Annotated in this window: 24 protein-coding genes, 1 tRNA gene and 2 pseudogenes; 14 read left to right on the top strand and 13 right to left on the bottom strand. The window is 58.1% G+C overall.

The features are described from left to right. Nucleotides 1-15: 15 nt before the first annotated feature. The 3 genes from sseA (at nucleotide 16) to ACI3K0_RS24995 (ending at nucleotide 2,016) form a co-directional block, all read left to right on the top strand. Nucleotides 16-891: a 3-mercaptopyruvate sulfurtransferase gene (gene sseA, locus ACI3K0_RS24985; protein ID WP_183822137.1), complete on the top strand. Its 876-nt coding sequence runs from the start codon at nucleotides 16-18 to the stop codon at nucleotides 889-891. Between the two features lie 15 nt (nucleotides 892-906). Continuing rightward, nucleotides 907-1,464, top strand: coding sequence for a GNAT family N-acetyltransferase (locus ACI3K0_RS24990; RefSeq protein ID WP_183822139.1), 558 nt, complete (start codon nucleotides 907-909; stop codon nucleotides 1,462-1,464). Nucleotides 1,465-1,545: 81 nt separating this feature from the next. After that, the gene (locus ACI3K0_RS24995; RefSeq protein ID WP_183822142.1) at nucleotides 1,546-2,016 is read left to right on the top strand and encodes a DUF1203 domain-containing protein; all 471 of its coding nucleotides are present in this window, start codon (nucleotides 1,546-1,548) and stop codon (nucleotides 2,014-2,016) included. Between the two features lie 87 nt (nucleotides 2,017-2,103). Here ACI3K0_RS24995 and ACI3K0_RS25000 read toward each other — a convergent pair whose 3' ends face one another. Then, nucleotides 2,104-2,814: a PadR family transcriptional regulator gene (locus ACI3K0_RS25000; protein WP_183822144.1), complete on the bottom strand. Its 711-nt coding sequence runs from the start codon at nucleotides 2,812-2,814 to the stop codon at nucleotides 2,104-2,106. 161 nt (nucleotides 2,815-2,975) lie between these two features. After that, nucleotides 2,976-4,094: pseudogene (gene ald, locus ACI3K0_RS25005) on the bottom strand (alanine dehydrogenase). A 157-nt stretch (nucleotides 4,095-4,251) separates the two neighbouring features. On the opposite strand from ald, the gene ACI3K0_RS25010 reads away from it, so the two are divergent. Together ACI3K0_RS25010 and ACI3K0_RS25015 are read left to right on the top strand one after the other, a co-directional pair. Next, on the top strand, nucleotides 4,252-4,713 hold the full coding sequence (locus tag ACI3K0_RS25010; protein ID WP_148146384.1) for an Lrp/AsnC family transcriptional regulator: 462 nt from the start codon (nucleotides 4,252-4,254) through the stop codon (nucleotides 4,711-4,713). Nucleotides 4,714-4,777: 64 nt separating this feature from the next. Continuing rightward, entirely contained in the window at nucleotides 4,778-5,530 is a 753-nt protein-coding gene (locus ACI3K0_RS25015; protein ID WP_183822148.1) for a pYEATS domain-containing protein, read from the top strand. A gap of 15 nt (nucleotides 5,531-5,545) precedes the next feature. On the opposite strand, the gene ACI3K0_RS25020 is transcribed toward ACI3K0_RS25015, so the two are convergent. Next, a complete protein-coding gene (locus ACI3K0_RS25020; RefSeq protein ID WP_183822150.1) occupies nucleotides 5,546-6,379 on the bottom strand; it encodes a DMT family transporter in 834 nt (277 codons plus the stop codon). A 220-nt stretch (nucleotides 6,380-6,599) separates the two neighbouring features. Here ACI3K0_RS25020 and ACI3K0_RS25025 point away from each other — a divergent pair, with 220 nt between their 5' ends. The 3 genes from ACI3K0_RS25025 to ACI3K0_RS25035 all read left to right on the top strand — a co-directional run bounded on the left by ACI3K0_RS25025 (nucleotide 6,600) and on the right by ACI3K0_RS25035 (nucleotide 9,947). Continuing rightward, nucleotides 6,600-6,938 (top strand): PilZ domain-containing protein, encoded by a 339-nt coding sequence (locus ACI3K0_RS25025; RefSeq protein WP_148146381.1) that lies wholly within the window; start codon nucleotides 6,600-6,602, stop codon nucleotides 6,936-6,938. A gap of 95 nt (nucleotides 6,939-7,033) precedes the next feature. Then, nucleotides 7,034-9,022, top strand: coding sequence for a bifunctional 2',3'-cyclic-nucleotide 2'-phosphodiesterase/3'-nucleotidase (locus ACI3K0_RS25030; RefSeq protein ID WP_404946416.1), 1,989 nt, complete (start codon nucleotides 7,034-7,036; stop codon nucleotides 9,020-9,022). Between the two features lie 88 nt (nucleotides 9,023-9,110). Continuing rightward, nucleotides 9,111-9,947 (top strand): PhzF family phenazine biosynthesis protein, encoded by an 837-nt coding sequence (locus ACI3K0_RS25035; protein ID WP_183822155.1) that lies wholly within the window; start codon nucleotides 9,111-9,113, stop codon nucleotides 9,945-9,947. Between the two features lie 3 nt (nucleotides 9,948-9,950). Here the strand turns inward: ACI3K0_RS25035 and ACI3K0_RS25040 are convergent, their stop codons facing one another. Both ACI3K0_RS25040 and ACI3K0_RS25045 read right to left on the bottom strand, forming a co-directional pair. Next, complete coding sequence (locus tag ACI3K0_RS25040) at nucleotides 9,951-10,559, bottom strand: DUF2087 domain-containing protein (RefSeq protein WP_404946417.1); 609 nt, start codon at nucleotides 10,557-10,559, stop codon at nucleotides 9,951-9,953. A 202-nt stretch (nucleotides 10,560-10,761) separates the two neighbouring features. Further along, nucleotides 10,762-11,745 (bottom strand): LysR family transcriptional regulator, encoded by a 984-nt coding sequence (locus ACI3K0_RS25045; RefSeq protein ID WP_183822159.1) that lies wholly within the window; start codon nucleotides 11,743-11,745, stop codon nucleotides 10,762-10,764. A gap of 154 nt (nucleotides 11,746-11,899) precedes the next feature. Here ACI3K0_RS25045 and ACI3K0_RS25050 point away from each other — a divergent pair, with 154 nt between their 5' ends. After that, a complete protein-coding gene (locus tag ACI3K0_RS25050) occupies nucleotides 11,900-12,517 on the top strand; it encodes an FMN-dependent NADH-azoreductase (protein WP_148146376.1) in 618 nt (205 codons plus the stop codon). Between the two features lie 14 nt (nucleotides 12,518-12,531). On the opposite strand, the gene ACI3K0_RS25055 is transcribed toward ACI3K0_RS25050, so the two are convergent. From ACI3K0_RS25055 to ACI3K0_RS25075, 5 genes and pseudogenes are all read right to left on the bottom strand, one after another. Then, nucleotides 12,532-13,788, bottom strand: a complete 1,257-nt coding sequence (locus ACI3K0_RS25055) for a diguanylate cyclase (protein WP_148146375.1) — start codon at nucleotides 13,786-13,788, stop codon at nucleotides 12,532-12,534. A gap of 233 nt (nucleotides 13,789-14,021) precedes the next feature. Next, nucleotides 14,022-14,334, bottom strand: a pseudogene (locus ACI3K0_RS25060) (diguanylate cyclase domain-containing protein). Between the two features lie 96 nt (nucleotides 14,335-14,430). Continuing rightward, nucleotides 14,431-14,751, bottom strand: coding sequence for an HlyU family transcriptional regulator (locus ACI3K0_RS25065; RefSeq protein WP_183822163.1), 321 nt, complete (start codon nucleotides 14,749-14,751; stop codon nucleotides 14,431-14,433). An 81-nt stretch (nucleotides 14,752-14,832) separates the two neighbouring features. Next, nucleotides 14,833-16,080, bottom strand: coding sequence for a threonine ammonia-lyase (ilvA, locus tag ACI3K0_RS25070; protein ID WP_246435761.1), 1,248 nt, complete (start codon nucleotides 16,078-16,080; stop codon nucleotides 14,833-14,835). Nucleotides 16,081-16,223: 143 nt separating this feature from the next. Then, entirely contained in the window at nucleotides 16,224-17,123 is a 900-nt protein-coding gene (locus ACI3K0_RS25075) for an esterase family protein (protein ID WP_183822167.1), read from the bottom strand. Between the two features lie 182 nt (nucleotides 17,124-17,305). Here ACI3K0_RS25075 and ACI3K0_RS25080 point away from each other — a divergent pair, with 182 nt between their 5' ends. After that, on the top strand, nucleotides 17,306-17,728 hold the full coding sequence (locus tag ACI3K0_RS25080; protein ID WP_183822169.1) for a DUF3597 domain-containing protein: 423 nt from the start codon (nucleotides 17,306-17,308) through the stop codon (nucleotides 17,726-17,728). Nucleotides 17,729-17,920: 192 nt separating this feature from the next. Next, nucleotides 17,921-18,005: transfer RNA gene (locus tag ACI3K0_RS25085), tRNA-Leu, on the top strand. Between the two features lie 178 nt (nucleotides 18,006-18,183). Here the strand turns inward: ACI3K0_RS25085 and wrbA are convergent. Then, nucleotides 18,184-18,783: an NAD(P)H:quinone oxidoreductase type IV gene (gene wrbA, locus ACI3K0_RS25090; protein ID WP_148146370.1), complete on the bottom strand. Its 600-nt coding sequence runs from the start codon at nucleotides 18,781-18,783 to the stop codon at nucleotides 18,184-18,186. A 296-nt stretch (nucleotides 18,784-19,079) separates the two neighbouring features. On the opposite strand from wrbA, the gene ACI3K0_RS25095 reads away from it, so the two are divergent. Together ACI3K0_RS25095 and ACI3K0_RS25100 are read left to right on the top strand one after the other, a co-directional pair. After that, on the top strand, nucleotides 19,080-19,865 hold the full coding sequence (locus ACI3K0_RS25095) for a competence/damage-inducible protein A (RefSeq protein WP_183822171.1): 786 nt from the start codon (nucleotides 19,080-19,082) through the stop codon (nucleotides 19,863-19,865). A gap of 89 nt (nucleotides 19,866-19,954) precedes the next feature. Further along, on the top strand, nucleotides 19,955-20,794 hold the full coding sequence (locus tag ACI3K0_RS25100) for a universal stress protein (protein ID WP_183822173.1): 840 nt from the start codon (nucleotides 19,955-19,957) through the stop codon (nucleotides 20,792-20,794). Between the two features lie 54 nt (nucleotides 20,795-20,848). Here the strand turns inward: ACI3K0_RS25100 and ACI3K0_RS25105 are convergent, their stop codons facing one another. Then, the gene (locus ACI3K0_RS25105) at nucleotides 20,849-21,442 is read right to left on the bottom strand and encodes a sugar O-acetyltransferase (protein WP_183822175.1); all 594 of its coding nucleotides are present in this window, start codon (nucleotides 21,440-21,442) and stop codon (nucleotides 20,849-20,851) included. Between the two features lie 100 nt (nucleotides 21,443-21,542). Continuing rightward, the gene (locus tag ACI3K0_RS25110; protein WP_148146366.1) at nucleotides 21,543-22,466 is read right to left on the bottom strand and encodes a LysR family transcriptional regulator; all 924 of its coding nucleotides are present in this window, start codon (nucleotides 22,464-22,466) and stop codon (nucleotides 21,543-21,545) included. An 88-nt stretch (nucleotides 22,467-22,554) separates the two neighbouring features. Here ACI3K0_RS25110 and ACI3K0_RS25115 point away from each other — a divergent pair, with 88 nt between their 5' ends. Further along, nucleotides 22,555-23,796 carry an MFS transporter gene (locus ACI3K0_RS25115; protein WP_183822177.1) on the top strand — a complete coding sequence of 414 codons (1,242 nt, stop codon included), beginning with the start codon at nucleotides 22,555-22,557 and terminating at the stop codon, nucleotides 23,794-23,796. The last annotated feature ends 40 nt before the right edge of the window (nucleotides 23,797-23,836 follow it).

A 23,836-nucleotide genomic window follows, 5' to 3' on the forward strand; every position in this document is an offset into this window, starting at 1 on the left:
CAAGGGAGAAATGGCATGAGCGACGCGATTGAGAGAAAGACGAGCCGTTTCGTGGTCTCGTCGGACTGGCTGGCAAACGAACTGGGGGCGAGCGACCTGAAGGTTATCGATGCCTCCTTCTATCTGCCGGCGCAGGGCCGCAACGCAGATGCCGAATATCTTGCCGGCCATATTCCCGGCGCCATCCGCTTCGATCACGACAAGGTCGCCGATCATTCGACCGGCCTTCCGCACATGGTCCCTGCCCCGGAGTTATTTGCCGAGGCTGTCGGCAAGATGGGCATCAGGGAGACAGACCGGATCGTGGTTTACGATGGCCCCGGCATCTTTTCCGCGCCGCGCGGATGGTGGTTGTTCCGGATCATGGGGGCTGAAAACGTCTTCGTGCTCGATGGTGGGCTGGACGGCTGGAAGGCCGAAGGGCGGCCGCTGGAGACAGAGACCCCGGCGCCTTCGACCACCACATTCAAGACCGATCTGCGCCTCGACAAGGTGATCAATTTTCGCGAAATGCTGTCGATCGTCGTCGACGGCAAGCGGCAGATCGCAGATGCGCGCAGTGCCGGCCGGTTTGCCGCGACAGAGCTTGAAACGCGCCCGGGCTTGCGCTCCGGCCACATGCCGGGCGCCCGCAGCCTTCCTTCCGGCACATTTTCCGTCAACGGCAAGCTGCGCAGCCTGCCGGAGCTGCGTCAGGCGATCGAGGATGCGGGGATCGACTTCGGCCAGCCGGTCGTCACCACCTGCGGATCGGGTATCACCGCCGCGATCATTACGCTGGCGCTGGAATCGCTCGGTCACGAGGACAATGCGCTTTATGACGGGTCCTGGACAGAATGGGGCGGGCGAGACGATGCTCCGGTTGTGACCGGACCGGCAGATGCGCGATAGGCCGGAACAGTTTTCATGGCAAAGAAACCGCTCCCGCTGAAAGTCCGTGTCACTCGGCTCGAAATGACGGCGGCACCTCGCAGCAGTCTGCCGGTGCCGGTCAATGTGCAAACAGCGATCATGCGTTCGCCGGAAATCCCGCTGCATTTCTACCGCTATCTCTACCGGCAAGTGGGGAAGCGATGGCAATGGTATGAGCGGCTGCGGCTGAGCGACGAGGAACTGGCCGCTATCATCCATGGCAAGCCGGTTTCAATCAGCGTGCTTTATGTCGACGGCGCGCCCTCGGGTTTCTTCGAGCTTGCCAAACAGCCGGAAGACGTTGTCGAGCTTTCCTATTTCGGCCTGTTCGAACGGGCTATGGGACTTGGCATCGGCAAGTGGTTTCTGCTGCAGGCGCTTTATGCCGCCTGGCAGGACAATCCGTCGAAGGTGACGGTCACCACCAACAATCTCGACCATCCGCGGGCAATCCAGCTTTACCAGATGATGGGTTTTTCGCCGGTAGGCACCAGCGAAGAGGCGATCGTGCCGATTACGGATGCGGAGCTTCTCAAGGCGCTGGACGGATAAGGGCCAAGGCCGGCAAGAAACGGGTGGCGGTTTTGGCCGAGCACCGCCATCACATGGCTTTTCCAATTCAAGGAGAGGCCAATGTCTACAATTCGCTTTCAAGCCATGCCGACGAAAGAGGCCGAGGCCCTCTGGAACGGCGGCGCCGATGCCTATGAAAACAGGCCCGAAACGATGGTTTCGGATGGTCCGGGCCATCCCTGCCGCCACTGCCTGCAGAACATAGACGAAGGAGAAGGCCTGCTTGTGCTTGCCTATCGGCCCTTTCCCTCGCTGCAGCCTTATGCCGAGACAGGCCCGATCTTCCTGCATGCGAACCCCTGCCCACGTTATGCCTGCGAAGAGGGTTTGCCGCCGATCCTTTCTAGCCCGGACTATATCGTTCGCGGCTACGGCTTCAACGACCGTATCGTTTACGGCAGCGGCGCGGTAACGCCGACCGACACCATTGCCGAACGCGCGGCAAGCCTGTTGGAACGCGACGAAATTGCCTATGTGCATGTGCGCTCGGCCCGCAACAACTGTTATCAGTGCCGGATCGATAGAGCTTAATTCACCAGCCTGTCCTTCAGCACTTTTCCCCGCAAGCGAAGGTTATCCAGAGAGCAACAACTTGTTCTCTGGATTGGTGCCTAAAGGTCAGCTCAAGCCACCGGTATCCTTGTTCCCGTCACGATCGAGATCTTCGGCCATTTGCAGCAGAAGCTTGACGAAATCACCGGCTTTCCTTTCGTCCGTCGCCAGCTTGGCGGCGATGACTTCGCGCAGGTTGAGGAGCGCCGCGTCGACGCTGCGCGGCAGTTCCGGGCCGTGTTCGCGGCGCTGGTGATGTTCGTTGCGTTCCTGCCGCTGCTTGATGCGTTCGGCGAGCTCGGAAAGCCTGCCGAGAATGGTGGAGGCAAAGCTGCGGTTTTCTTCGAGATGGGCCCTGCCCTCTTCGGTGATGGCGTAACGCTTCTTGTTGCCATCGGCTTCAGAGACCACATAACCGGCCTCCTCGAGATAGGTCAGCGTCGGATAGATGACGCCTGGGCTTGGCGCGTAAAAGCCGTAGGTCATGTCCTCGATATGCTTGATGATCTCATAGCCATGGCGCGGTTCCTTTTCGATCAGCGCCAAGACAAGGAGGCGAAGATCGCCCTGCATCAGGAAGCGGCCGATACGACCGTCACCTTCATCACCGAAGCCATGACCGCCGCCCGGGCCACCTCGCCCACCACGGCCGGGACCGCCAAAGCCGCGACCGAATGGGCCGCCGCGCGCGGCAAAGATTTCCTCGAAGCCCTTGCTGCCTCCCCGGCCCCCGTGTTCGCCGCACCGATCGCGGCCATCAAACCTGTGTCCAAACATTTCCGTCTCCTTAGACTGTCTTTCGATATATCTAAAGATAGCCCAATAAACTCACAACGCAAGCCTTTCGATATATCTAAATAATATCGAATTGATTTTACGTGCAAAAAAACGCCGGGCGCTGCTGCACCCGGCGTTCAGACTGGCAGAATTGAGGCAGATCAGGCGACGTTCAGCAGGCTTTCAGGGGCGAAGGCTTCGTAACCGAGTGCTTCGGCAACGGCCCTGTTGGTGACCCGTCCCTTGTGCACGTTTAAGCCGTTGCGCAGATGCCTGTCTTCGGCGATGGCGCGTAAGCCCCGATCGGCGAGAGCGAGGCCATGCTGAAGCGTGGCGTTGTTCAGCGCATGTGCGGACGTGATCGGTACCGCGCCCGGCATGTTGGCGACGCAATAATGCACGATGCCATCAACCTCATAGGTTGGGTCGGAATGGGTAGTGGTATGGGATGTCTCGAAGCAACCGCCCTAATCGATCGCAACGTCAACCATGACCGCGCCCTGCTTCATACCGGACAGCATTTCGCGCGTGACAAGTTTCGGGGCTGCAGCGCCAGGGATGAGCACTGCACCGATGACAAGATCGGCCGAGAAGGTTTCTTCTTCGAGCGCATCGATGGTCGAATAACGGGTATGGACGCGGCCGGCGAAAATATCGTCGAGCTGGCGCAGGCGCGGCAGCGAGCGATCGAGAATGGTTACATCGGCTCCGAGGCCTGCCGCCATCCGGGCAGCATGAAGCCCGACGACGCCGCCTCCGATAACGGTGACCTTGGCAGGCGCAACGCCGGGCACGCCGCCGAGCAGGATACCACGACCGCCATTGGCTTTCTGGAGGGCCGTTGCACCGGCCTGAATTGCCAGCCGACCGGCGACTTCCGACATCGGCGCCAGAAGCGGAAGGCCGCCGCGCTCATCGGTGACCGTTTCATAAGCGACGCCGGTTACGCCGGAGGCGAGCAGGCCCTTGGTCTGTTCCGGATCGGGAGCAAGGTGAAGATAGGTGTAGAGGATCTGGCCCTCACGCAACTGTGCCCACTCTGCCGGCTGCGGCTCCTTGACCTTGACCACCATGTCGGATTTTTCGAAGACATCCTTGGCCGAAGCGACGATTTTTGCGCCAGCCGCCTGATAGGCGGCGTCATCCGCGCCAATACCGGCACCAGCCTTCGTTTCCACGATCACATCATGGCCATGCGCCACATATTCACGCACGGCACCGGGCGTGAGACCGACACGATATTCATGGTTCTTGATTTCCTTCGGGCACCCGACACGCATACAGCATTCCTCTCTTTTATATTGGCTATCGCCAGTTGATTTTTTGCCCGACGAGCACATCAGAAAAGCGACGGAATGTCCTTGCGAAGAGTGATTGCTGCAACCCTGATTTTCGGGGATTATTGCGCCAGATCGTCATTTTTCGGAAGAAACCGCAATGAGCAGCTTTGATGCCATCGATCGTGCGATCATGCGGACATTGCAGGATCACGGGCGAATATCCAACGCGGAACTGGCCGAGCGTGTCGGGCTTTCACCATCCGCCTGTTCGCGCCGCCTCGACATTCTGGAAAAAAACGGCACGATCAGCGGCTATCACGCACGCCTTTCCAATGCCGCGCTCGACTACAAGATGATGGTCATCGTCCACATCTCGCTATCGGGCCAGTTCGCCAAAACGCTGACCGAATTCGAAGCCGCGGTGAAATTGTGCCCCAATGTGCTCGTCTGCTATCTGATGTCCGGGGAATATGACTACATCCTGCGCGTCGCGGCCAAGGATCTTGAAGACTACGAGCGTATTCATCGCGACTGGCTCTCGGCTCTACCGCATGTGGTGAAGATCAATTCAAGTTTCGCGCTCCGTGAAATCATCGATAGACCCAATGTCGGCCTATGATTATTTAGGGTTGCATAAATCCAAAATACACCCAATCTTGAAGCGCCATTCAAGGGAGGGGTAGATGAAGCGAAGTTCACTGGAATTAGGCGCGGGTATCGTCAGCATTATTTCCATATTGCTCGTCATCGGAGAGGTGATCGGGTATCAAAGCAGTGACAGTGCAAAGATCGCCACATATCTTGCCATGGCGATCATAGCGTTGCTTGCTCCAAAACTTGCGAGCATTAGTGTCGGCAAAGATGGTCTCGTAGCCTCCCTGGCCGAGAAAGTGGAAGAAAATGGCCAGCGTATCGAGCGGACGAAAAACGTTGCGATCGAGCTCGATGAACAGTTGAACCAGAAGATCTCGCAGATATTCGAGGAGCTTCGACAGCTACGGCAATTTTCCTCCAGTCTCGAAAGCGGCTTTGAGGCTCAGAGTATTTCCACCACCGACAAGCCCGAATTGCCGGCGATCACCGTCGCCAATGATCCGCAGAAACAGCGTTTCGGAGGTCAGGAAACCAATAAGGGGCTGCAGATTGCCGCCATAGTCGAGAAATCTGATGTCGGCGGCGATTGGCAGAAGGTCTCGATCACCGTTCGGGCGACAAAGGACACCATACTTACGGGAGTGGTCGATTTCTTCCTGCATGATAGTTTCCAGCCCAATCAATACCGCGTTCCGGTGACCAAGGGTGAAGCCAAGCTGGTCATCAGAGCCTGGGGAGCCTTCACCGTGGGGGCACTTGCAGGCGAAAAACGCATTCCTCTTGAACTTGATCTGGCAACCAGCCCCAATGTGGTTGCACCTATGAGCTGGAAATCCCGTTAAAGATGGGTCGCGGCGTCACGAAACCCCAATAAGGATGGCGCCGGCGGCAACCACGATGCATGCAAGGATTCGCCTCGGCGTCAGGCGCTCCCCCAGGAACTTCCATCCGATGAGAGCAGCGAACACCACGCTGGTCTCCCTGAGTGCCGATACCGGACCGGCCGGTGCCAATGAATAAGCAACCAGAACAGTGCCGTAAGAGAGAAGCGAGACCAGGCCGCCGCCGATCGCCTTGCGGGTTTCCGGTGAGCGGATATCGATATGCAGAGGCCCACGTATAGCCGTGTAGGCCGCGGAAAGAAGAATGCCCGGAAGAATGAACACCCAGGCAATATAGGCTACTCGTTCTCCTGCCACCCGGATGCCGATGGCATCAAAGGTCGAATAACCCGCGATCGCCACGCCGGTCGCAAGTGCAAACAGCATGGACGTGCCGGATGCCCTCGCCTTGCCGAGCGCCAGCGTCATGATGCCGAGCACGATGCACAGAACGCCGAGCATAGCCAAGGGCTGGAGCACTTCGCCCATCAGGAAGAAAGTGCCAACCGTGACCAGAAGCGGTGCACTGCCACGGATGATCGGATAAACCTGCCCGAGTTCACCATGCCTGTATGCGGCGACGAGCAGAAGGCCGTAGGCGACCTGAAACAGCGAAGAGCCGATGATATAGGGCCATGCATCCGCGACCGGCACGGGAAAGATGAGCACAACCGGAATGGCGGCAACCGTGATGGCAAGGTTCATGACCGTCATCATCCAGAAGCGATCGGCACCCGAACGCAGGAAAGCATTCCAGCTGGCATGAAGAACTGCAGCAAACAAAGCCAGAAGCACGACCGATGTGCTCATCCGGCATCCATTCCGGTCGTGGCAGTATGGCCAAAATATCGAGGCAAATGCAGATCCTCCGCGGCGAGAGAATCAGCTTCTCTCCCTCCTCCATTCGCGCCAGACGCAGGCGGATGTAAAGCGGCGGTTACCCGATCTGTTACAATTTTATGACGCAAACTAAAGGCGTTTCAATTCATGCCAGATATAATCCGGATAAAAGGTCAGGAGGTATCAGGACATGGCAGTGAACAATCTCAACATGAAGGTGCGCTCTGCTCCTCGGCGCAAGGCACGCATTCCCGGAACGCTGAAATATTACGGGCAATCGGTCAATGCTCGCGTCGTCGATATTTCGGCGACCGGTCTGGCGCTAGACCTCGGCGCACCACTCAATGCCTCCATCGGAAGCCCCGTCAGGATTGACAGTGAGGAGCTGGGTGTTCTGGAGGGTATGGTGAAGTGGAGCCATAATGGACGCCTCGGCATCCAGTTTCGCCCCAATACGAACGCAGCAGCACAGGTCGCAGCCTATTTCCGCTTCTTCCATCAGGACATCCAGCCCGTGCTGAAGCGGTAGGCCAGAGAAGGATTATTCCCCCTGTCATTTTGGTGATGCAGGCTCATGCGAATGCGCCTAGTGTTACGCCTTTCGATGACGAATAGGGAGATATCATGCCGTCCTCCACTTTATCCTTTCAGCTCTCGCGCCGTTCGGTTCTCGGTGGGATTGCCGCCTCTTCCGCACTGGTCGCGCTGCATCCTTTCGCCGCGCGAGCGCAGGCCAACCAGGCACATCTTCGGATCATGGAAACGACGGATATCCATGTCCACGTCTTCCCTTACGATTATTACGCCGACAAGCCGAACGACACGCTGGGTCTCGCCCGCACCGCCTCGATCGTCGACGCGATCCGCGCCGAGGCCGGCAATTCGATGCTGATCGACAATGGCGACTTCCTGCAGGGCAATCCGCTTGGCGATTACATTGCTTATGAGCGTGGCATGAAGGAGGGTGACAAGCATCCCGTAATCAGCGCGATGAACGTGCTTGGTTATGACGTCGGGACACTTGGAAACCACGAGTTTAATTATGGCCTAGACTTCCTCAACAAGGTGCTCGCCGGATCGGGCTTTCCATACGTTTGTGCGAATCTAACCAAAGGCATGTTGGCATCCGATGCCAAGAAGGATGAACTTTTCTTCAAGCCCTATGTGATCCTCGAAAAGCAGATCCGTGACGGGTCAGGAGCCACCTCGCCGATCAAGGTCGGGTTCATCGGTTTCGTGCCGCCACAGATCATGGTCTGGGATGCCAAGAACCTCGAAGGCAAGGCGCAGACGCGCGACATCGTCGATGCAGCCAAGGCCTGGGTGCCGCAGATGAAGGAGGAAGGTGCTGATATCGTGATCGCGCTTTCACATTCCGGCATCGACGGTTCCGGCCAGAGCGAGCGGATGGAAAATGCCTCACTCTATCTCGCCGGCATCGAAGGGATCGATGCGATCTTCACCGGGCACCAGCACCTGGTTTTCCCCGGGCCGAAGGATTTTGACGGGATTGCCGGCGCGGATGCCAAGAAGGGCACGTTGATGGGCAAGCCCGCAGTGATGGCCGGCTTCTGGGGCTCGCATATGGGCCTGATCGACCTGCTGCTGGAAAAGGATGGCAACAGCTGGAAGATAATCTCGTCCACGTCGGAAGCACGGCCGATCTACCATCGCGACGAGAACCGCAAGGTGGTCGCCGATGTCAAAGACAAGCCGGAGGTTCTGGCCGCGGCCAAGGCCGAACATGAGGCGACGCTCGCCTATGTGCGCAGACCTGTCGGCAAGACCTCGGCACCGCTCTATTCCTATTTCGCGCTGGTGGCCGACGATCCTACGGTGCAGATCGTCTCGAATGCGCAGAGCTGGTATATCAAGCAGATGCTGAAGGATGGCCAGTACAAGGACTATCCGGTGCTTTCGGCTGCGGCACCATTCAAGGCCGGCGGACGTGGCGGTGCCGAATATTATACCGACGTGCCGACCGGTGATATCGCGATCAAGAACGTCGCCGACCTCTATCTCTATCCGAACACGGTTCAGGCGGTACTGATTACCGGCGCGCAGGTGAAAAACTGGCTGGAAATGTCGGCGGGCATGTTCAATCAGGTCAAGGCGGGAGCCAAGGATGCGGCGCTGCTGAACGACGGTTTCCCTTCCTACAATTACGATGTCATCGATGGCGTGACCTACCAGATCGACCTGTCGCAGCAGGTGCGCTTTGACAAGGACGGCAAGCTGATCAATGAAGATGCACACCGCATAACTGACTTGAAGTTTGACGGGAAACCGATTGATCCACTTAAGAAATTCGTCGTCGTGACAAATAATTATCGTGCTGGTGGTGGCGGCAAGTTCCCGGAAATTGCCGGTGATAAGGTGATCTTCGTCGCGCCCGATACCAACCGTGACGTGATCGTGCGCTATATCGTAGAACAGGGGACGATCAACCCGACGGCCGACGGCAACTGGTCCTTCAAGCCGTTGCCGGGAACGACGGCGGTGTTCGAGAGCGGACCGAAGGGGCGCCATTTCGCCGGCGAGATCAAAGGGGCAAAAATCGAGGATGCCGGCGACGGTGAAAACGGTTTTGCGAAGTTCCGGCTGGTGCTGTGAGGCGATCAGCCACCTGGCAAATCATTTGCGGAATCAAACGGCAGCTGAAAGGCTGCCGTTTTCGTTTCAACCGGATGCAGTGATCCCTATGCCAAGCTTTTCCTTCCAGCAGGTCGATGTCTTTTCCAGCCAGCCGATGCGCGGCAACCCGCTTGCGGTCGTCATCGGCGCAGATGCGCTCGATGACGCGCATATGCAGGCCTTTGCCAACTGGACCAATCTCAGCGAAACGACCTTTCTTTTGGAGCCGACAACGGCGGAGGCGCATTACCGTGTGCGGATCTTTACGCCGACACAGGAGCTGCCGTTTGCAGGACATCCGACGCTCGGTAGTGCACATGTGTGGCTGAGCCAGGCGGCGAATGCGCCTCAGGGCGAGATCGTTCAGGAATGCGGCGCCGGGCTGGTGCGGATCCGCCGCGATGGCCAGAGGCTTGCCTTTGCCGCACCACCGCTCGTGCGAAGCGGCCCGGTGGAGCCGGCATTGATCGAGAGGATAGCCAAGGGGCTCGGCATCCCGGTCTCGATGATCGAGGACGCCAACTGGGTCGAGAACGGCCCGGACTGGATCGGCGTGCGCCTGCCTGCGCGCGCAGATGTGCTGGCGGTCAGGCCGGACTATTCTATTCTTGCAGGTGTGCGGGTCGGGCTGGTCGGCCGTTTCGATCCGCAATCGGATGGTGAAGACGCGCAGTTCGAAGTGCGCGCCTTTACCCGTAACGGCTACGAGGACCCGGTGACGGGAAGCCTGAATGCCGGGCTTGCACAATGGCTGATCGGCTCCGGAATTGCGCCGGAAAGCTATGTCGCTGCGCAAGGCACGGTGCTCGGCCGCGCCGGCCGGGTGCATGTCGACAAGGCCGGCGACGACATCTGGGTCGGCGGCGAGGTCGCGACATGCATTTCGGGCACGCTGACGCTATGACGGTCAGGCCGGGCTTGCCGTTTGCGGCAAGCCGGCCGCCGGTCCCTGCCGGGTCGGGGTTTTCACCAGCAAGGTTGCGACCTTGCGCAGGAGAAGCCCTAGTTCCGGTGGCGGCTTTTTCTCGATGCGGCGATAATCGCTCCCGTCACGATTGCGGGTGACGAGGCCGAGATCGAAGAGATCTCTTCTTAGCAATGCGGCATCCTCGAAAAGGTGCTGTCCGTTCAGGAATACGCTGATCTCCCGTTCGGAAAACATTCTTCCGCGCGGGATCTTCGACCAGAGGAACCAGAGGCAAAGCTCCTGCTGCGAGCGTTTTCCCGGCCAGCGGATGATACGCCCGTCCCGGTCGAAGACGCGAAGCGTGTGCATGACACGACGTTCATTTGCCTGCGGTTCCGGCTCGGCCGTGGTGTGGCTCATCTCGACGGGATCGGCGCTATCGGCCGTTGCGCGAAAATGCTGGTAATTGCGGAAACCCGCGGCGCGGCTCAGGAGATTGAGCATCTCCACATGGGTCGGCTTGTGATCGAGCCTGTCGATCTGGTCTCGCAGGGATTTGGCGAAGGCCGACATATCTGACACGGCCATCGGAAAGATGGTTCTGGGCATGGCTTATCCTTTAAAGCGTGCCGGTCCGTCTGGTATGTCGCTGGTCACCGTCTTGTCGACTTCGGCACAGGATAAGTGCTGATATCTGAATGTGCAGGTTTAGCTTCCCATAAGGGACGGCGACGCCTCGGTGAACTGCTGACCGTGATGCGATCTATATCAAGATCAGCCCGACGCGGTCAATCGCACGGATTGCGCCGGCCTACTCCGCCGCCTCGGGATAGGCAGGCACATCGATGGGCTTGTCGATATCGGCGCGGAGCAGGGTGGTGAAATGCTGCTTGTTCGGGCAGGTCGAAAGCCTGCGGGCGAAGCTCTCGATCAGCCATTGGCCGGCAGGACCGGGCGGGCTTGCCGTCCTGCGCAGCGCATAAAGCGGGTATTCGCCCTGCTCGTAGGCTTCGATATCGAGAACGACGAGATTGCCGTCACGCACATCATCACGCACCAGCGACGCCGGCAAGCCGCCCCAGCCGAGCCCACCCTTGACGAGATGATGCTTGGTGGCGATGTCGCTGACCCGCCAGATCTTGTAGGAGAGAACGTTGAAATCGCGACCGGCAGTGATGCCCGATGCGTCGGTGACGACGAGCTGCGTCTCCTCACGAACATCGGCAAGCGTCAGCGGTCGCCCGAGCTTGGCCAGCGGGTGGTCGGCGGCAGCGACCGGTAGCAGGAAAGCGTGGCCGATCTTTTCCGCGATAAGCGAATCGTCCTGTTTCAACAGCGCCCCGCCAATGCCGATATCCGCCTTGCCGTTCATGACAAGGTTCATCACCATGCCGAGTTCGCCGACATTTAGGTTGAGCGCGACGGTCGGGAATTCGATCCTGAATTCCTTGAGTTCGGCAACAAGCGCGTCGGCCGGAACCATGACGCTGATCGCCAGCGTGATTTCCGCCTCAAGCCCCTGCCGGATACCCTTGGCGCGCGAGCGCATGACCTGCAGGTCGGCAACAATCCGGCGAGCATCGGCCAGCATCGCCCTACCCGCTTCGGTGAGTTTTGGCTGGCGTGCACCGCTGCGCTCGAAAAGCGTGACTTCAAGCTGGGCTTCCAGATTGCCGATCGTGTAGCTGACCACGGATTGCGCCCGGTTGAGCGAGCGGGCCGCGGCCGAAAAGCTTCCCGTTTCCGCAACGGCGATGAAGACCTGCAACTGGTCGAGGGTCGGATTTGCATCCATGAGAGCTATCCAGATATTCGATAAGAACCTTCGATATTATCCCCGTTTTATCGATGTCGGTCCAGACCTATTTGTCAGCTACACGAGCCTCCAGTCTCGCCCCATATATCGAGGTCGCAAGAAGACCTCCAAGACAAATCAAGGAATTGGCACCATGTCTTCCATTCTTCTCGTCACCTCTAGCCCGCGCGGCGACGAATCCCTCTCGACCAAGATCGCCAACGAATTCGTCGATAAGCTGAAGGCGAAGAACGCTGGCGCAACTGTTGTCAGTCACGACCTTGGTCAGAATCCGATTTCCCATCTCGACACCGTAACGACCTCGGCTATCCGCAAGCCGGCTGACCAGCGTAATTCCGAGGAAGCGGCTGCCGCCGAACTGTCGGACAAGCTCACTGCCGAACTGCTGGCCGCCGACACTGTCGTGCTGGCAACTGGCCTGATCAACTTCAACATCTACTCGCAGCTGAAGAGCTGGATCGACAACGTTGCCCGCGCCGGCCTCACCTTCCGCTACACGGCCGAAGGCCCGCAGGGTCTTGCCACCGGCAAGAAGGTCTATGTCGTCCTGTCGGCCGCAGGCATCTATTCCGAAGGCCCTGCCATGGCGATGAACCATGCCGTTCCTTACCTGAAGACCGTCCTCGGCTTCATGGGAATGACCGATGTCGAAGTCATCTATGTCGAAGGCACGGCTTTCGGTCCGGAAGCCTTCGAAAAGGCAATTGCTTCGGCCCAGGAACGGACTGAGCAGCTGGCTCTCGCTGCCTAATTTCCTGAATACGTTCAGAACTTTCCAAGACGGCCGTGAACCCTATCACGGCCGTTATTTTTTGCCTGATAGAGCCGTTCGTCGGCCCGGCTCAAGATGAGATCCAGCGTTCGGCCATCCTCCGGCGCAGTCGCAACGCCGATCGAAACCGTAAGCGGCGCGCCATCGGGGCGCGTGATGTTGGCGGCAATATCCACCCGAAGGCGCTCTGCGACTTCCAGAGCCTTTTCATGGTCGGTGTCCGACAAAAGGATCACGAATTCCTCGCCGCCGAAACGGGACAAATGATCACTTGAGCGAGCGCTCCTGCTCAGACAAGCTGCCAAATCCCGCAAAACCGTATCACCACGCTGATGGCCGAATCGATCATTGACCTCCTTGAAATGATCGGCATCGACAATGACCATGCTGATCGACTGGCGCATTGCGAGGCTTTTTCGCACCAGTTCAGGTCCGTCCACCTCATAACGGCCGCGATCCAAAAGACCGGTCAGTCCGTCCACACCAGCCTTTGCCAGCAGAGCCTGATAACGCTCGCGAAATGTGAGGTCGTGAAAAATGTCCTTGATCTGCCGTGACGACGCGAACCATCGGTCGTTTTGATCGATCCTGAGATAGACTGCAAAGAGGCTCGAATAGATAAGCACCGCGAGTAACTTCGCATACCAGCCACCGAAGAAGACAGGCAACGGCACACCAAGCAAGATGTGGAGTACAGAGAAAAAAGCTACCTGATCAAACGTCAGCATAACGGCGCCGCTGATGGCGAAGCGCACGACCACATTGTCGACGAAACGCCCCAACCGCTCGTAAAGCAGGATGATGGCAATCGCATCGACATAGAGGATCGTCGTGCCCCAGACCATGAGCCAACCCATCTCATCGAGAAAGGCCATATCGGCAGCGCGTCCGCCCGGCAGCGTTACAGCCGCGTGCAGCTGCAATATTTGGGCGATGCCGACCGTCAGGAGATTGCCGAGAAACAGTCCGTAGATGGGCTGCCGCACCGTTGCTGCGTCTTCCTTGATATAAAGCATCAGGATCATCATCAGCTTGCCGGCAAAAAAGATGGAGGAACCTGGCGATACCGTTCCGAATGGAAGCTCGACGTAAAAGACCGCCGCCAGGTAGGTCTCCATGAAGTGCATCACACCGAGCGCGGCCAAAAACACACCCAGGCCAAGCGAACGCCGAAAATGCAGGAACGCCGTCATGACGGAGAAATAGACGACCGCTTCAATCAGAAACAGGCCGAGATTAAGCCATTGCATGGGCGCTCCTTGCGCCATTGAGAACAAGCTCTTTTAGGATCGTCTCAGTTAAGTTTTCCTCAAATCCCGGCGGGTCCAGCGCAAGTTATCTGATAAGACGGACAATCGCGCCCTCATTGAAGTCGAGACCTGCAACTTCCGGCAATCGTCTTGGCATGTGTTTCAATGGACCAGCAATCTAGGGATCATCTCAATAGAGCGCGATATCGGCACAACCGACTGACGTATCATTGTCAGCCGTATGCTCCGGGCAGAGCGCTGAACGTTTCCAGATCCTGTTCCGTCGACACGCTTGCCAGAATTGCTGCGCAGTCTTCTCCCTCAAGGCGAGCGATCATATCCTGCGGCCCGGTCTTAGCCTTCAGCCTAACAGAGACCTCGCGGATGACCGCATCGCCAGCCTGATGGCCATGAATTGAAACGATCGAGATCTATCATGGCGATGCTGAAAGCGTGGCCGTTGCCGGCATGCACCACGATTTCGTTGAGGCTTTCAGTGAGCAGGACTCGACTGGGCAAGCCGGTCGGCCGATCGTGCAGCGCCAGATGGCGGCATCGTTTTTGAGCCGCATGATCTCAGAAACAAGGATAGCCTTCTCGTCCCCAAAGGAACTGAAAATGGAACGTCCGATCAGTGGCGGATCAGGCGGAACGGGTGCTTTGACCGTCCGAAAACAGCGACGAGCCGTTCTGGTCGATGATCTGTTCAGCCTTGCGGACCGTGAAAGTCACAGCGTCGTCCATCGACGAGAACATATCGGCCCGAATGACATGGCGAACCAGCGTTTCGCCGTTTACGTCCTTCTCGATCCGGCCAGCGAGGCGGTATTGTCCGCCTTCGGCGATCGGTGCCGGATAGATCAGGCAATCCTTGTAAGCAACAGGTTCCACGCCTTTGGCAGCCTGGGCCGGCTTATCCTTGCCTGAAAAGGCTGAGAGGAGAGAAGAGAAAAAAGATGCCATGATTTTTGCCTACCACATTGCTCCCGGCGCCGAAACGCACCCAACCGCCTGTAACCGTTTCAGGCCGGAAGCGCCAGCCCATCAAATGATCAGGTTGGCGAGGATTTCGTTTTCGGTGATGTCCTCGTACCCGAGCCCTGCCCCTTCAAAACGTTCATAAAGGCCGGCGAAGTTTTCCGACGCCGTCGTTTCGATACCGATAAGGATCGAGCCGAAATTGCGAGCCGATTTCTTCAGATATTCGAAACGGGCGATGTCATCATCCGGGCCCAGAAGGTTGAGGAAATCGCGCAAAGCCCCGGGACGCTGGGGCAAACGCAGGATGAAATATTTCTTCAGGCCCGCATAACGCATGGCCCGCTCCTTCACATCGGGTAGCCGCTCGAAATCGAAATTGCCGCCCGAGACGATGCAGACGATGGTCTTTCCGGCGATCTTTTCACGCGGAAGAAGCGACAGGGCGGTGATCGAAAGACCACCTGCCGGTTCCAGCACGACACCTTCGACATTCAGCATGTCGGTCATCGTGACGCAGATCGCATTTTCGGGAACCAGCATCACCTGCGACGACGAAAAACCTTTCAACGCTTCAAAATTGAGATCACCGATGCGCGCGACCGCGGCACCATCGACGAAGTTGTCGACCTTCGGAAGCGTTATGGGCGATCCGGCCTCGAGGCTTTTCTTCAGGCTCGGCGCGCCTGTCGGCTCGGTGAAGAGAAAACCTTCAGCGGCGACCGCATCCTTGAGGTAGCCAGTGACGCCGGAAGCAAGACCGCCGCCGCCAACAGGAAGGATGACCAAGTCCGGCAACACGCCATCGGGTAGCTGGGTCGAAATTTCCGCAGCAACGGTCGCCTGCCCCTCGATTATGTCTAGATCGTCGAAGGGTGGCACCATCATGCCGCCGATTTCCTCCACATGGGCACGGGCGGCAGCGTAGCATTGGTCGAAGATGTCGCCGACAAGCTTGATGGTGATGAATTCGCCGCCGAAGATGCGGGTCTTGTCTATCTTCTGCTGCGGCGTCGTGACCGGCATGAAGACAATGCCCGGCACTTCAAAATGGCGGCAGACGAAGGCAAACCCCTGCGCATGGTTGCCGGCCGAAGCGCAGACGAACGTCTTGTCGCTCGCGCCAGCAGTGATCGCCTTGCGCAGAAAATTGAAGGCGCCGCGGATCTTGTAGGAACGGACCGGCGACAGGTCCTCACGCTTCAACCAGATATCTGCGCCGTAACGGCGGCTGAGATGCTCGTTCAACTGAAGCGGAGTCTCCGGAAAGATCGTCCGCATCGCCGCCTTGGCATCATCCACACCTGTCTTCATCACATAAACCATCCACGGCTCGTCAAGATTTTCATCGCTATGCCATAGCTTGTGGATGAAGACCAAGCCCGTTTAATCAGCTTTCAGTTCTCCGCCAACTTCAGCATTCCGGCAGAGACGAACAAATAATGTCTAGCGGCCTGTTATTGACGAAAAACCTTACCCAGAAAAACGGTCGCCTGCGGCAGCCCGGTGCGCCAATAGGTCCAGTCATGACCACCCTCGCGGGCCATGAAATGATGCGGCACTTTCAGCTTCCGGAGTTTCATTGTCAGCTCGGCATTGCCGACGAAAAAATCGTCATAGGAACCGCAGTCTATATAGAGCTCGGTCTTCTTTAGATCGTCAGCCGGGACCTTGTCGACAAGATCGAGAACGCTGTTGGCGTAATAAGGTTGATTGAGGCGATCGCGTCCGGCCAATCCGACACCCCAGGCTTTGCCATAGCGCCGATCATATCCTGCCTGATCCATTTCGACGATCTGCTGGTCGGTGCGGAAGGCCGCACTCAATGCAGCGGCACCGGCGAAAAGATCCGGATATTTCATGGAAAAAGCAATTGCTGCATATCCGCCCATCGACAGGCCGAGAATGCCGCGGGACTTCTTACCTGGAATGACGGGAAAGGTCTTTTCGATATGCGGAACGAACTCTTTCACGAACATGTCCTGCCACAAATACTGGCCGTCGGCATCGTTCATGTAATAGGTGTTGAATTTGTTGTCGTCATCCCGGCGGCCTTCCGGCGTGACGGCGATGAAGGGCGGCACTTCACCTGATTCGATCAGCCTGTCAAAAACCAGATTGGCGTTGCCGAAACGATACCAATCCTGATTTTGGCCGTCGCCGCCACCATGCATAAGGTAGATGACCGGATAACGCCTCTCGTCACGACCGTAACCCGGTGGCAGATACAGCGAGTACTCGACGTTCTTTCCGAGAATGCGGCTGGCCATGACCTGGCCTTCCTTTACCGTACCTTCCGCATGCGCCACCGAGCCGGTGAAGATTATCATCAAAAAGAGCAATACTTTCCCGACCATATTCTCCTCCTCGTTATGGAGGAGGACATAGCCCCGGACATTAAAGCGTCAACCTGAAGCGATCCTGCACCTCCCCGACAATATTTCTCACCACCACAATTCGCTTCGTTTAGACATCGGCCCCATTTCCTCCAGCACTGGACGCCCTAGTTCCTTACCATCTAACCTCGAGGAGAAGACCCATGAGCATCTTCAGCAAGATTAAGAATGCGATCTTCGGCTCCCCGGCGGCGGCAGCTGAAAATCCAGCTGCGGCTCCCGCCGCAACGGGCGCCGCGCCGACTGCTGCCACGTCGTCCCCTGCCCCCGCAGCGGCGTCCGCCGCTCCGGCAGCAAGTCCGTCTGCGCCCGTCGACGTCGCGCCCATCCTTGACGCTGCGGTCAAGAAGAGCGGCCAAAAGCTCGACTGGCGCCACTCGATCGTCGACCTTATGAAGGCTCTTGGCATGGATGCGAGCCTCAGCGAGCGCAAAGAACTTGCAGCCGAACTGGGCTACACCGGCGACACAGGGGATTCGGCCAAGATGAACATGTGGCTTCACAAGGCATTGATGAAAAAGCTGTCGGAAAACGGCGGCAAGGTGCCTGCGGATCTTCTCGACTGACAAAGGCTGCGGAGATGTAATTGTGATGAGGCTGGCACCGCGGTGCCGGCCTTTTTCTTCACGTATGACTAGGCCTTGCTGTGGACGGCCGCAACGATCCGGGACAAAAGCTCAGCTTTGCAAAACTCCGGAACTTGTTTTGCAAAGCTGAGCTTGACGGAATCGTCTATCTACCTGAAAAGCAAGACCCAAGCGGACGTGGCGAAACTGGTAGACGCAAGAGACTTAAAATCTCTCGGCCTCGGTCATGCGGGTTCGATCCCCGCCGTCCGCACCAATCACCCAAGTCATTGATATAAATAAAACAAATCAGATACGCGAACTTCACATCGAAGACGGCGCGCCTTCAATCATGGGCACCAATTCGTCATCTGTGCCCAAAACTGTGCCCAGAATGCAAAAAGAGAGCGGCCAAGGCCACTCCCTTTCAGGTGAATTCCGACGGCTAATCGAGATCAGGCTGAAAGCTTGGCTGCGATCTTTGCAACATGGGCACCCTGGAACTTTGCGGCTTCCAGTTCGACATCCGAAGGCTGGCGAGACCCGTCGCCGTCGGTGATGGTGGAGGCACCGTAGGGCGAGCCGCCCTTGACTGCTTCAACACCCATCTGGCCCTGGAAGGCATAGGGAAGGCCGACAACGGCCATGCCGTGGTGAAGCAGGGTCGGAATGAAGCCGAGGATGGTGGATTCCTGACCGCCGTGCTGGGTGGCGGACGACGTGAAGACAGATCCAACCTTGCCGACCAGCTTGCCGGTAAACCACAGGCCACCCGTCTGGTCCCAGAAATTGCGCATCTGCGAGGCGACAGTGCCGAAGCGTGTGCCGGCGCCAACGATGATGGCATCATATTCTTCAAGTTCAGCAACGGTGGCGATCGGTGCAGGCTGGTCGAGCTTGAAATGCGAGGACTTTGCGACTTCTTCCGGGACCAGTTCCGGAACGCGCTTTACGGTGACTTCGGCACCGGCCGACTTCGCGCCTTCGGCGACAGCGTAGGCCATCGTTTCGATGTGACCATAGGAAGAATAGTAAAGAACCAGAACCTTCGTCATTTTCTTCGTTTCCTCTGCGGGAGTGGACGCTGTTGCTGAGCTTACAGTAGGTGCTCCGCCCAACAGCTTTTTCAAGAACTCGATGATCATTGATCTGCCTTGTTACAAGCGTGTGGCCGAAAGCTATCCGAGCCGGGTATGCGCCGCCAGACGGCGATGCCACGACGCACTGTCTACTATTTTCGAACGATGGCGGCATATCTTGTTCGATTTGCGTATTATCAGGTAAGCGTCGGCGGGATTGCATTCCCCGGCAGGCGGATTAACGTCCAGCCATCACAGAAAGCGAGCTCCTCATGTCCGATCACTCCGCCTCCTCCACCATTGTAACCGCTGCCATGCTTGCCATAGGCGACGAGCTGCTTTCGGGGCGAACCAAGGACAAGAATATCGGACATCTGGCCGATATGCTCACACTCTCCGCCATCGACCTCAAAGAGGTTCGCATTGTTGCGGACGAAGAAGAAGCGATTGTCGAGGCGCTCAATGCGCTCAGGGCACGCTATGACTACGTCTTCACATCCGGCGGCATCGGCCCCACCCATGACGACATTACCGCGGATTCGGTTTCCAAGGCATTTGGCGTCGAGTGCATCTATGACTCAGAGGCGATGACCCTGCTTGGTGAGATGTACAAGCGGCGCGAGATGGAATTCACCCCTGCCCGCCAGCGCATGGCGCGGATGCCGGAAGGTGCGAAACATATCGCCAACCCCGTTTCCACGGCCCCCGGCTTCATCATCGGCAATGTCTATGTGATGGCAGGCGTGCCGCAGGTTTTCCAGGCGATGGTCGACAACGTTCTGCCGACCTTGCGCAGCGGCGCAAAAATGCTGTCGCGTGCCGTCTCCTGCCCCTATGGCGAAGGCGATATCGGCACCTTGCTTGCTGATATCCAGAAGGCGCATCCGGAAACCAGCATCGGCTCCTACCCGCGTTTCGACGGAAAAAAATTCTCGACCGAGATCGTCGTGCGCGGCCGTGATGCCGAGGCTATGGATGCCGCTGCAGAAGCAGTCTCGGAGATGATTGCCGGCCTCGATCGAAAAGGGATTTCGGCCAATCCGACTGCGGACGCATAACCAAAGGGCGGCGCCCGTTGACCCGCGCCTCGGCAGCACCACCTTATTGAAACAGGGCTCGAAACGAAGCCTGTAATGAGGAGATGTCCATGTCCTACAAGACTGTTCTTGCTGTTCTCGACACGCAGCGAAACGCGCCACAGATCACCGATTTTGCGGTTGCGATCGCCGAACAGTTTTCCGCGCATCTGGTGGGGGTTCATGCCGAGACGCTAACCGCCGTTCCGCTGATCGCGCCGATGGAAATCCCCGACCCGACCGCAATCGAGATCCTGCAGGAAAGCGCCCAGAAGGAAACTCAGGCAATTGAGCAGATCTTCCGCCAGAAGACCAAGCGCGAGGGACTTTCGGCCGAATGGCGCAGCTACATGCTGGCGGCCGGTTATGCATCAAGCTCCGTACAGGAGGTCGCACGGACTGCGGACCTGATCGTTGCCAACCAGAGCAGCCCGTCCCAGGCCGATCATCGCGCCGACCTGGAGACATTCCTGTTCGAAAGCGGCAGGCCGATGTTGCTAGTGCCCTATACGCTGAAGCAGCCAAAACCGATCGAACGTGTGCTGATCGCCTGGAACGGTTCACGGGAGGCTGCCCGTGCCACCTTCGATTCGCTCCCGATCCTCAAGCAGGCCTCTTCGGTAGAGGTTCTGGTGATCGATCCTCCTGAGCGCGGCGATAGGGAAAAGGAATTTGCAGGTTCCGAGCTTGCCGCAACACTTGCCCGCCACGGCATAAACGTAACATTGACGACGCAGGACAGCGGCGGCAATTCGCCGGCTGCAGCGATCGAAAACCGCCTTGCAGACAAAAGCATCGATCTGCTTGTCATGGGCGGATACGGGCATTCGCGCTGGTGGGAAATGTTCTTCGGCGGGGTAACGCGCAGCCTGCTCGATTCGATGACGGCGCTGACATTGCTTTCACGATAAAGGTCGAGCGGCAGCAGCCAGAAGGTGCTGCCGCTTGCCCAATACGCGGAACGGCTACTTGCGGCCGAAACTCTCGCGCTTTGCGTCTTCGATCGTGATTTCCCGGATAACGCGTGCCGGGTTTCCTGCTGCAACGACATTCGCCGGAATATCGCGCGTGACGACCGCGCCGCCGCCGATCACCGCACCATCGCCGATGGTCACGCCCGGCATGATCGAAACTCCCCCGCCGATCCAGACGTTGTTCCCGATCGTGACCGGAAGAGCATATTCGAGGCCGGCGTTGCGGCGCTCTGGGTCTAGCGGATGACCCGCGGTGTAGATGCCGACATTGGGAGCAATGAAGACGTTATCACCGATAGTGACCTTCGCGCCGTCCAGAATGACAAGGTTGACGTTGGCATAGAAATCGTCGCCTATTTCGATATTAAAGCCGTAATCGCAGTGAAACGAACCGTCGAAGACGAAATTCCTGCCGATGCGTCCCAATAACCCGCGGATCAGCTCGGCATGTTCTTGCCTCTCATCCGGCGAGAGTGCATTCAGCCGATGCAGGATACGCTTGGCCGCCTTGCGTTTTTCCAGAACGGCAGAATCGTAATTTGCATCATAAAGCAATCCGCGAGCCGCTTTTTCCAGTTCGTCCATGTTTTCCTCATTCATATCTGCCCGGTCGGCATTGCAACCAAATGCGGCGACAGGGTGTTTGCGGGATGAAAGTCAGATGAAGAAAACAGACGCGAGGACCTCATTCTTTTTGCGCCTGCAGTTCAAAGCGCCTATCCATGCGCGCCTTTCGTGCGACGGAGCAGAAGTTTCTAACAACAGGCGATGTCGTTGCCCTGCGATAGGCGAGTGCGATCGCAACACGTTCGGCGGTGTCACCCAGATGCCGAAATACCGTACCGCGCAAATCCACGCGAGCAATGGATGCCGGAACAAGCGATACGCCGAGGCCTGCTGCGACCAGTGAGAGTATCGAAGCGATATGGGGTGCTGCCGGCCCCGACTTGGGCGTGAAGCCGGATTTCGCACAGGCCCGCAGGATCGCATCATGAAGACTGACGCCAACGCTGCGGGGCGTCAGGATGAACGGATCATCGCACAATTTGGCAAGATCGATAATCTCTCCAGAGACCGCCAAGGGATGGGTGGCCGGCAGCGCAGCGAGAAGCGGCTCGTCGGTCAGAACCTCCTCGGCCAGAAGATTGGGATCGGAATTCGAGGGACGCAGAATGGCGACATCCAGCCGGTCTTCGATCAGTGCCGCGGCAAGCGCCATGGAATTGGCCTCCGTGACATTAATCTCGACATCCGGATAGGTATTTCGAAACTGCGCGATACAGACAGGCACGGCTGGGCTCAAGGCTGCGGTCCCGGTAAAGCCGATGCGAATCTCGCCGCTTTCACCCGCAGCAGCCTTGCGCGCAAGCCGTACGCCTTCGGCGATCTCATGCGGAACGTTACCGACCGCAGCCCGGAAGGCGCGGCCAGCGGGCGTGAGCTCTACCCCATGTGACAGGCGGCGGAAGAGCCGGACGCCAGCCTCCTGCTCCAGCACCTTGATCTGCTGGCTGAGCGGCGGCTGTGCGATACCAAGGCGCTCTGCCGCGCGGGTAAAACTTCCCTCCTCGGCAATTGCCAGGAAATAACGGACGTGTCTGAGCTCCATGATATTAATTCCAGATATGGAGAATGCCTCATCCATATATTAGCGGCAATGTCGGCATGGCGCTATATGCGTCTGCAAAGGATACCCCATGCCCCAGCCCGCCACACTTGAAGCTGCTATTCAGGCGACACCGACGGAATTCGAAACAACCTGGATAAAAGGCGACAGCGCTGCCTTTCGTAGCGCCAGCTGGGCGCTTTTCCTTGCCGGTTTTGCCAGTTTCTCGCTGATCTACTGCGTCCAGCCGCTTCTGCCGGAATTTCCGCAAGACTTTGGCGTCAACGCTGCAACGGCCTCGCTGGCGCTATCACTGACGACCGGTGCGCTTGCCTTCGCGATCCTTCTGTCAGGCGCATTTGCCCAGATCGTCAGCCGCAAGACGCTGATGTTCACGTCGATGATGCTGGCCGCAGTATGCAACCTTGTCGCAGCAAGCGCCGGTGGTTGGGGCTGGCTGCTCGCAGCGCGGGCTGTCGAGGGTTTCGTGCTTGGCGGCGTGCCCGCGGTGGCGATGGCTTATCTCGCAGAAGAGATCGAACCTGCGAGCCTCGGCCGGGCGATGGGACTTTATATCGGCGGCACCGCTTTCGGGGCGATGGTCGGACGGGTGGGGATGGGCTTGATGTCGGCCTTTACCTCCTGGCAGATCGCCATGTATGCGCTGGGAGTAGCCTGTGTCGCCGCGGCAATGGGCTTCTTTCTGCTTTTGCCGCCGTCACGAAATTTCCGGCCGCAATCCATGCCTGTGGGGCGGCATCTTCATCTGTGGCGGCAGCATCTTTCCAACCCTGCGCTTTTGCGACTCTATTTGATCGGCACGATGCTGACGAGCGTGTTCACCACCGTGTTCAATTACTCCACCTTCCGGCTGGCCGGTGCGCCCTATCATCTCGGGCCGACGGCGATCAGCATGATTTTCCTCACCTATGCGCTGGGGATCGTTTCTTCATCGTCCGGCGGGCGGATGGTGGACCGGTTCGGTCGAAGGACAACGCTGATCGTCACGTTCGCCACCATTCTTGCCGGCGTGGTGGTGACGCTGACCTCCAGCCTAACCCTCACCATCCTCGGCATCTCGCTGATCACGATCGGCTTTTTCATCGGCCATTCGGCAGCGAGCAGCGGCGTCGGCGCAAGTTCGGGCGCCGCCAAGAGCCATGCCTCGGCGCTCTACCTGCTGTTCTATTATATCGGCGCCAGCTTTACCGGCTGGGCCGGCGGATGGTTCTGGATACATGGCGGATGGGGAGCGGTTGCCGGGCTGACCTCGGCCTGCGCCATCATTGGCCTTATCGTCGCCCTCACCTTCACCCCGCACAGACAAGCCTGAAACTGGTAAGGGGAAGAGGCGCGCAACCGACATAAAGTCC

Source organism: Rhizobium sp. ZW T2_16, from assembly GCF_044987325.1.
Taxonomy (GTDB): Bacteria; Pseudomonadota; Alphaproteobacteria; order Rhizobiales; family Rhizobiaceae; genus Neorhizobium; species Neorhizobium cellulosilyticum.

Bases quoted from the DNA above. Each gene is read 5' to 3' on its own strand.
- ACI3K0_RS25065 (WP_183822163.1), bottom strand. From the start codon at position 14,751: ATGGCATCTTTTTTCTCTTCTCTCCTCTCAGCCTTTTCAGGCAAGGAT.
- ACI3K0_RS25030 (WP_404946416.1), top strand. From the start codon at position 7,034: ATGCCGTCCTCCACTTTATCCTTTCAGCTCTCGCGCCGTTCGGTTCTC.
- ACI3K0_RS25115 (WP_183822177.1), top strand. From the start codon at position 22,555: ATGCCCCAGCCCGCCACACTTGAAGCTGCTATTCAGGCGACACCGACG.
- ACI3K0_RS25055 (WP_148146375.1), bottom strand. From the start codon at position 13,788: ATGCAATGGCTTAATCTCGGCCTGTTTCTGATTGAAGCGGTCGTCTAT.
- ACI3K0_RS25110 (WP_148146366.1), bottom strand. From the start codon at position 22,466: ATGGAGCTCAGACACGTCCGTTATTTCCTGGCAATTGCCGAGGAGGGA.
- ACI3K0_RS25015 (WP_183822148.1), top strand. From the start codon at position 4,778: ATGAAGCGAAGTTCACTGGAATTAGGCGCGGGTATCGTCAGCATTATT.
- ACI3K0_RS25020 (WP_183822150.1), bottom strand. From the start codon at position 6,379: ATGAGCACATCGGTCGTGCTTCTGGCTTTGTTTGCTGCAGTTCTTCAT.
- ACI3K0_RS25075 (WP_183822167.1), bottom strand. From the start codon at position 17,123: ATGGTCGGGAAAGTATTGCTCTTTTTGATGATAATCTTCACCGGCTCG.
- ACI3K0_RS24995 (WP_183822142.1), top strand. From the start codon at position 1,546: ATGTCTACAATTCGCTTTCAAGCCATGCCGACGAAAGAGGCCGAGGCC.
- ACI3K0_RS25010 (WP_148146384.1), top strand. From the start codon at position 4,252: ATGAGCAGCTTTGATGCCATCGATCGTGCGATCATGCGGACATTGCAG.
- ACI3K0_RS25025 (WP_148146381.1), top strand. From the start codon at position 6,600: ATGGCAGTGAACAATCTCAACATGAAGGTGCGCTCTGCTCCTCGGCGC.
- ACI3K0_RS25035 (WP_183822155.1), top strand. From the start codon at position 9,111: ATGCCAAGCTTTTCCTTCCAGCAGGTCGATGTCTTTTCCAGCCAGCCG.
- ACI3K0_RS25080 (WP_183822169.1), top strand. From the start codon at position 17,306: ATGAGCATCTTCAGCAAGATTAAGAATGCGATCTTCGGCTCCCCGGCG.
- ACI3K0_RS25045 (WP_183822159.1), bottom strand. From the start codon at position 11,745: ATGGATGCAAATCCGACCCTCGACCAGTTGCAGGTCTTCATCGCCGTT.
- ilvA (WP_246435761.1), bottom strand. From the start codon at position 16,080: ATGAAGACAGGTGTGGATGATGCCAAGGCGGCGATGCGGACGATCTTT.
- ACI3K0_RS25105 (WP_183822175.1), bottom strand. From the start codon at position 21,442: ATGGACGAACTGGAAAAAGCGGCTCGCGGATTGCTTTATGATGCAAAT.
- ACI3K0_RS25000 (WP_183822144.1), bottom strand. From the start codon at position 2,814: ATGTTTGGACACAGGTTTGATGGCCGCGATCGGTGCGGCGAACACGGG.
- ACI3K0_RS25095 (WP_183822171.1), top strand. From the start codon at position 19,080: ATGTCCGATCACTCCGCCTCCTCCACCATTGTAACCGCTGCCATGCTT.
- ACI3K0_RS25040 (WP_404946417.1), bottom strand. From the start codon at position 10,559: ATGCCCAGAACCATCTTTCCGATGGCCGTGTCAGATATGTCGGCCTTC.
- wrbA (WP_148146370.1), bottom strand. From the start codon at position 18,783: ATGACGAAGGTTCTGGTTCTTTACTATTCTTCCTATGGTCACATCGAA.
- ACI3K0_RS24990 (WP_183822139.1), top strand. From the start codon at position 907: ATGGCAAAGAAACCGCTCCCGCTGAAAGTCCGTGTCACTCGGCTCGAA.
- ACI3K0_RS25050 (WP_148146376.1), top strand. From the start codon at position 11,900: ATGTCTTCCATTCTTCTCGTCACCTCTAGCCCGCGCGGCGACGAATCC.
- ACI3K0_RS25100 (WP_183822173.1), top strand. From the start codon at position 19,955: ATGTCCTACAAGACTGTTCTTGCTGTTCTCGACACGCAGCGAAACGCG.
- sseA (WP_183822137.1), top strand. From the start codon at position 16: ATGAGCGACGCGATTGAGAGAAAGACGAGCCGTTTCGTGGTCTCGTCG.